Genomic DNA, 6,262 nt, shown 5'->3' with positions numbered 1-6,262 from the left:
GCAAGTGGGCCCGGCCGTCCCCGCGACTTTGGCGCGTCGGCCCGCCGGTGTCCGCGATTCGGGTGGGTGGCGGCGGTCCCTGCGATCCCGGCAAGTGGGCCCGGCCGTCCCCGCGACTTTGGCGCGTCGGCCCGCCGGTGTCCGCGATTCGGGTGGGTGGCGGCGGTCCCTGCGATCCCGGCAAGTCGGTCCGGCCGTCCCCGCGACTTTGGCGCGTCGGCCCGCCCGTCCCCGCTACCCCGGCAAGTCCACCCGCCCATCCCCACGGCCCCAGGTCCCTCTCACGTTCCGCCCGCGCTTCCGCCGACCCGCTCCCGCCGCGCCGACCACACGCCCGCGTCGTTGCCGGTCGCGCCTGACGGGACAATGGGCGCACCCGGATCCAGCAGGATCCCCGCTCCTCGGGACGTGACACGCGTGAGTTCGCCGGAATCCACCTCGGCGCCGATCGGCGACCTGTTCATGCGCGTGGCCAAGCGCATCCGGGTACGCGCCGGCCGGGAACTCGCCCCGCTGGGCCTGACTCCGGCCCAGGCGCACGCGATGAAGGTGCTCGCCCATGCCGACGAGCCGCTGCGGATGGCGGACCTGGCCGCGCGGCTGGAGATCGTGCCGCGCTCGGCGACCACCGTCGTGGACGACCTGGCCGCGCGCGAACTGGTCCGCCGCAGCACCTCCGAACTGGACCGGCGCGCGACGCTCGTGGAGCTGACCGAGCGGGGGCGGGCCGAGCTGCGGCGGATCCGGGCGATTCGGCAGGGGGCCGGGGCGGCGGTGTTCGATCGCCTGGGGGAGGCGGATCGGGCCGAGTTGTTGCGGTTGTTGCGGTTGGTGGACCGGGAGTTGGTGGAGCAGGACGCCGCGGGGGAGCCTTGCTCGCGGCGAGGGGCCGGGTGAGCGGTGGGTGGTCTTCGCCGAGGGCGATTCCGCCGAGAGCGATTCCGCCGAGAGCGTGACGTGGTTGTGGGGGCGGGCGGGGGTGGGCAGGGTCGGGGCATGCGACTTTTGATTCTGGGTGGGACCGCGTTCGTGGGTCGGGCCGTCACCGATGCCGCGGTGAATCGGGGCTGGGATGTGACCGTGTTCAATCGCGGTCGGCATGAACTGCCGGATGGTGTGCGCTCATTGGTGGGGGATCGGACCTCCGAGGGCGGGTTGGCGGCGTTGGCCGGAGGCGAGTGGGACCTGGCGGTGGACACCTGGAGTGCCGCGCCGCGTGTGGTTCGCGACTCGGCCGACCTGTTGGCCGATCGTGTCGGTCGGTATGCGTACGTCTCGAGTTGCTCGGTGTACGACCAGCCGACGCCGGCCGGGCTGGGGGAGGAGGCTCCGCTGGTCGAGGGGTCGCCCGACGACGGTGACGTGGCCTATCCGAACGCCAAGCGCGGGGCGGAGATCGCCGTCGAGCGGGCGTTCGGCGATCGGTACGTGCACGGGCGTGCCGGGTTGATCCTGGGGCCGCGGGAGAACATCGGTCGGCTGCCGTGGTGGCTCAACCGGATCGCGCGGGGCGGCCCGGTTTTGGCGCCGGGGCCGCGGGAGGCCGAGCTTCAGTTCATCGATGCCCGTGACCTGGCCGAATGGACCCTGGACGCGGCCGAGGCCGGTCGCAGTGGCGCCTACAACCTGGTCAGCCCGACGGGCCACAGCACGATGGGCGAGCTGCTCGATCTGTGCGTTCGGGTCACCGGTTCGGACGCGGAACTGCGCTGGATCGATCCCGACACGATTGTGAAGGCGGGTATCGAGCCGTGGCTCGAACTGCCGATCTGGCTTCCGGCCGGTGCGGACTACGACAGCATCCACCGTCGCGACGTGCGCAAGGCACTGGGCGCCGGACTGCGTGTGCGGCCGGTGGAGGAGACCGTCGCGGACACCTGGACCTGGCTCCGCTCGGTGAACGGCATCGTGCCGCAACGTTCGGACCGGCCGGTGGTGGGACTGCCGCCGGAGAAGGAGGCCACGATCCTGGCGGGCTGAGCCGGGCCCGGTCCGTCTCCACCGGAGCGCGCGTACCCGTCAGTGCGGGAAGGCGTGGTCCAGGAAGGACGTCCACGCGGCCTGGACTCTCTCGTGGTGTCGCGGAGTGTCCGCGGCGAGGTGATCGAGGAGGAGGCCGCGCAGGACGGCCAGGACCAGGGTCGATGGGACGGGGTGGTTGGCGAGGACGCGGTTGAGCGGGGGGAGCCAGTCGTCCAGGGACTTGCCGGCGAAGTCGGACCAGGGGCCGTCGGGGGCGTCGAAGGAGCGCACGTAGCCGTCGAAGAACAGCCGGAGGGCGCCGCGGCGTTCGGGGACGACGAGCCAGGTCCACAGCAGGTCGAGGGTTTCCCGGGCGGTGCCGGGGTGATCGTCGGCGCGTTCGACCAGGGCGAGTTGTTCGACGCGAGCGACGGCGAGGATCTCGCGGATCAGGCCCTCCTTCGAGCCGAAGAGGTAGAGCAGGACGCGCGGGCTGGAGCCGATCGCCTGGGCCAGCGGGCGCAGCGAGAGTTCGGCCAGGCCGTGTTCGGCGACGTAGGCCACGCTCGCGGCGAGCAGGTCGGCGCGGCGGGCGGAGGTGGGGGGTTTCGCGTCTGCGGTCACCCGCCTACTCTCTACTGAAACGACTGTTTCAGTGAAGGGGATTTCGGGATCATGACCTCGACGCCCGACCCGGCGGCGGTGACCATTCGTGACGCGACGCGGCCGGGTGACCTCGGGGCGATCGCCGCGTTGCACGGGGTGCTGTACAGCCGTGAGTACGGGATGGACACGACCATGGAGGCGGATGTCGCGGCCGGGATGGCCCGACTCGTGCAGGCCCGGGCGCGGGAGGGGGACGACGGGCCCGGGCGGATGTGGGTCGCGGAGGACGGGCGGCGGGTGCTGGGCGGGATCGGGCTGACCCGCGAGGAGGACGGGTGGATGCGACTGCGCTGGGTGATCCTGGATCCGGCCGCGCGCGGACGTGGTGTGGGTGGTGCGTTGCTCGACACCGCGCTGGTCGAGGCCCGTCGGCGCGACGCGGCCGGGGTGTACCTGTGGACGATCGCGGGCCTGGGCGCGTCCCGGCATCTGTACGACCGGGCCGGATTCACCCTGACGGAGGAGCATCCGGCCCGCGCCTGGGGGATCGACGCAGTCGAGCAGCGCTTCGACCTGAAGTTGTGAGCGGCGGCGGCGAGCGCGCCCCGCGGGTCCGCGAGCGGTTCAGCGCAGGGGCAGGGTCACCCACACGGTTTTGCCGCCGGTCGTGTCCGGCTGGATCCCCGCGTACCCGCCGACCTCCGCGACCAGGGCCTTGACGATCAGCAGGCCGCGCCCGCTGTCGTCGTCGACCGTCTCCAACAGCGCCTTCGGGCAGAACGGGTGTCGGTCGTGCACCCCCACCTGCACGCCACCCTCGGCGGTGCCGCGCACGGTGACGCCGATGGCGGGGGTCAGTACTCCCGCGTGCCGGACCGCGTTGGTCACCAGCTCGGACACGACCAGGCGCAGCGTGTCCACGAGGTCGCCATGCGCGGGCATGCCCCACTCGACGGCGATCGCGACCACCTTGCGGCGCGCCGCGGACACCTCCGCCTCGTGCGGCGGCAGATCGAACCGACACACCGGCTGGGCATCGTTGAGCACGGTCATACCGCGCCTCCCGAGCCGGTGGCGGTCACGTGATGGACGGACACGGCACCGTGACGGTGCCCGGTGTGGCTCATGATGTCCCCGATGGCGGGTGTACGGATCTTCCGAGGGAATTCCCTCGGAGCGTACCGATTCCGACGCCCGGCGCGTCCAGTTTGCGACACTTCCACACCCCGCTCGGCGGGGCGTTCGGGGCGTGGGTCGGCGAAACGCCCTGGCGGGCGCGCCGCCCGCGCACGGCGCGCGCCAGGGTCGTCCGAACCGGGTCCACTCGTACGCGTGACATCCGCCGAGGTCCGGCCCCGGCGTCCGGCGCCGGGCCGGACAGGGCCTAGGCGGTGGCGGGATGTACGCCCGAGCCCTCCAGGTGCGGTCGGACCAGAACCTTGACGTGCTCGTCCGGGCGGCCGAGCGTGTCGATCGCGGCGGCTACCCCGGCGAAGCCGACCTGACCGGTGACCAGCGACGCCGCGTCCACACTGCCGGCGGCGATCCGGGCCAGCGTCCGGGGGTACTCCTCGGGTGGATAGGTCAGGCACATCTTGACCGTGAGGTCCTTGTAGATGCCCACCACCGGCCGGAAGGTGTCCTCGGTCATGCACACCCCGATCAGCAGCACGGTGGCGCCGCGCGGCGCGGCGTAGGTGATCCGGTCGAACATGCCGGCCTTGCCCGAGCACTCGAAGACGGTCAGCGGTTGTCCGGGCTCGGCGATCTCGCGCCACGCGAGGAACGGGTCCCGCTCGGCCGGGTCGACCACGACGTGCGCGCCGAACGCGCGGGCGAGTTCGCGGCGGCGCGGCGAGGGCTCGGAGACCACCACCGGCGCCACGCCGCGCTCGACGAGGCCGGCGATCGCGCCCAGGCCGATCGGACCGGCGCCGATCACGATCGCCGCGCCGCCCCGCTCCGCGCCGGAGCGGGCCACGTTGCCGAAGCCGACCGCGAGCGGCTCGGTCAGCGCGGCGATCTGCGCCGGTACGTGCGAGGGCACCTTGACCAGGGCCGCGGCCTGCATGACCATGCGCTCGCCGAAGCCGCCGGGGAAGGTGTTGGAGTAGCCGATGGTGCGCAACACACCACCGCCGTCCAGCGCCCACGGCAGACCGACCACCACCTCGCCCTCCTCGAAGCCGGTCACGCCCGGGCCGGGTCGCAGCACTCGTGCGGACAATTCGTGGCCCATCACCAGGTCGGCGTTCGGGTCGAAGACGAACGAGGGCGTATCGGAGTCGATCGAGGCCTGGAGGAACTCGGCGGTGTGCTTGTACGCGGACAGGTCCGAGCCGCAGATCCCGCAGGCCACCGTCTCCACGAGGACCTGCCCCTCGCCGGGTTCGGGGGCCGCGATGTCCTCGACCGTGAACGCGCCGCCGCGCAGTACCGCTGCTCGCATGATGGGTCATCTCCCTGGTGAGTCGACGAACGGGTGGATTCAGGAGGCGGCGGGCGGTGTCATCGCGGCCACGACCGCTTGGCGCAGCGCGCCGATGAAGCGCTCGCTGTTCTCGTTCGCCCAGGCCATCGAGGCCTGCCGGGGCAAGTTGGCGCCGGTGAAGTGCGGCACGACGTACTCGGCGAACAACTCGTAGCTGCGCCGCTTGTCCGCGGGGCGCGCGATCGGCAGGTCGAGCAGGAGCAGCGTGCCGAAGCCGCCGGAGTGCTCGGCCATCGCGGTGATGCGTTCGATCGCCTGCGCGGGTGTGCCGATCATCGCGACGCCGAAGGTCGGGAAGCCCTCGCCGGTCCACTGCGCGACGGCCTGCCGGGCGGTCGCGCCCCAGGGCATGGTCATCCCGGACAGTCCCTGGATGTAGTCGACGAGGTGGTGCACGCCGTACTCGGCCTGCTCGCGCGCGGCCTCGGTGGTCTCCGCGAGGTGCATCGGCACCACCAGCCGCCAGCGCTCGCGGTCGGCGACATGGCCGTGCTCGGCGCAGGTCTTCGCGTACACGTCCCAGTTCGTGGCCAGAGCGGCGAGGCCCGACGGGTCGGCGGCGGCGAGCGAGAGCAGACCCATGCCGTGGGTGCCGGCCTGTACCGACCCGGACGGCGAGACGGTGGAGGCGCACACGGTCTCGATCCCGTCGCGGGAGTACGGGGCCAGGTGCAGCCGGGCCTGGTCCAGGGTGAACCAGTCGGTCTTCATGGTCACCGTCTCGCCGCGCAGCAGTGGCACGATCGCGGCCAGCGCCTGGGCCATCATGCTCCGCTGGCGCATCGGGTCGATGCCCATCATGAAGGCGTCCGAGGCCAGTTGGCCGGGGCCGGAGCCGAACATCACCCGTCCGCGCGCTTGCAGGTCCAACTGCACGATGCGGTCCGCCAGGACCAACGGGTGGTGGTACGGCAGCGAGTTGACGCCGGTACCGAGCCGGATCCGGGTGGTGCGTTCGGCGGCGGCGGCGATGAACACCTCGGGCGAGGCGATCGTCTCGTACCCGGCCGAGTGGTGCTCGCCGATCCACGCCTCCTCGAAGCCGAGCGCGTCCAGGTGCTCGACCAGGTCGAGGTCCCGGCGCAGTTGCAGCGCGGGGTTGCCGTCGATGCCGTGGTAGGGGGCGATGAAGGCGCCGAAGCGGGTCGGGGGAGCGGCTGCGGACACGAGTGGAACCCTTCATAGGAACGTAGGACACAAGAA

At 72.2% G+C, this 6,262-nt stretch carries 7 protein-coding genes; 3 read left to right on the top strand and 4 right to left on the bottom strand.

Annotated features, from left to right (window positions below; genetic code table 11):
* Window positions 1–417: 417 nt before the first annotated feature.
* Together ACZ4FV_RS21770 and ACZ4FV_RS21765 are read left to right on the top strand one after the other, a co-directional pair.
* The gene (locus ACZ4FV_RS21770) at window positions 418–897 is read left to right on the top strand and encodes a MarR family winged helix-turn-helix transcriptional regulator (RefSeq protein ID WP_465323088.1); all 480 of its coding nucleotides are present in this window, start codon (window positions 418–420) and stop codon (window positions 895–897) included.
* Window positions 898–996: 99 nt separating this feature from the next.
* Window positions 997–1,980 carry an NAD-dependent epimerase/dehydratase family protein gene (locus ACZ4FV_RS21765; protein ID WP_402232078.1) on the top strand — a complete coding sequence of 328 codons (984 nt, stop codon included), beginning with the start codon at window positions 997–999 and terminating at the stop codon, window positions 1,978–1,980.
* 39 nt (window positions 1,981–2,019) lie between these two features.
* On the opposite strand, the gene ACZ4FV_RS21760 is transcribed toward ACZ4FV_RS21765, so the two are convergent.
* Window positions 2,020–2,586 carry a TetR/AcrR family transcriptional regulator gene (locus tag ACZ4FV_RS21760; RefSeq protein WP_465323087.1) on the bottom strand — a complete coding sequence of 189 codons (567 nt, stop codon included), beginning with the start codon at window positions 2,584–2,586 and terminating at the stop codon, window positions 2,020–2,022.
* 51 nt (window positions 2,587–2,637) lie between these two features.
* Between ACZ4FV_RS21760 and ACZ4FV_RS21755 the strand changes: the two genes are divergently transcribed.
* On the top strand, window positions 2,638–3,153 hold the full coding sequence (locus ACZ4FV_RS21755; RefSeq protein ID WP_395867051.1) for a GNAT family N-acetyltransferase: 516 nt from the start codon (window positions 2,638–2,640) through the stop codon (window positions 3,151–3,153).
* 39 nt (window positions 3,154–3,192) lie between these two features.
* On the opposite strand, the gene ACZ4FV_RS21750 is transcribed toward ACZ4FV_RS21755, so the two are convergent.
* The 3 genes from ACZ4FV_RS21750 to ACZ4FV_RS21740 form a co-directional block, all read right to left on the bottom strand.
* On the bottom strand, window positions 3,193–3,621 hold the full coding sequence (locus tag ACZ4FV_RS21750) for an ATP-binding protein (protein WP_402232075.1): 429 nt from the start codon (window positions 3,619–3,621) through the stop codon (window positions 3,193–3,195).
* 331 nt (window positions 3,622–3,952) lie between these two features.
* Entirely contained in the window at window positions 3,953–5,017 is a 1,065-nt protein-coding gene (locus ACZ4FV_RS21745; RefSeq protein WP_395867055.1) for a zinc-binding dehydrogenase, read from the bottom strand.
* Between the two features lie 39 nt (window positions 5,018–5,056).
* On the bottom strand, window positions 5,057–6,226 hold the full coding sequence (locus tag ACZ4FV_RS21740; RefSeq protein WP_395867057.1) for an LLM class flavin-dependent oxidoreductase: 1,170 nt from the start codon (window positions 6,224–6,226) through the stop codon (window positions 5,057–5,059).
* Between the last annotated feature and the right edge of the window lie 36 nt (window positions 6,227–6,262).

This window comes from Embleya sp. NPDC025285, assembly GCF_055558835.1.
Note: the sequence above shows the minus strand (reverse complement) of the source record. Positions and strands in the feature narration are given on the sequence as shown.

Excerpts from the sequence above, each read along its gene's own strand:
- ACZ4FV_RS21755 (WP_395867051.1), top strand. The coding sequence starts at position 2,638 with ATGACCTCGACGCCCGACCCGGCGGCGGTGACCATTCGTGACGCGACG.
- ACZ4FV_RS21750 (WP_402232075.1), bottom strand. The coding sequence starts at position 3,621 with ATGACCGTGCTCAACGATGCCCAGCCGGTGTGTCGGTTCGATCTGCCG.
- ACZ4FV_RS21765 (WP_402232078.1), top strand. The coding sequence starts at position 997 with ATGCGACTTTTGATTCTGGGTGGGACCGCGTTCGTGGGTCGGGCCGTC.
- ACZ4FV_RS21745 (WP_395867055.1), bottom strand. The coding sequence starts at position 5,017 with ATGCGAGCAGCGGTACTGCGCGGCGGCGCGTTCACGGTCGAGGACATC.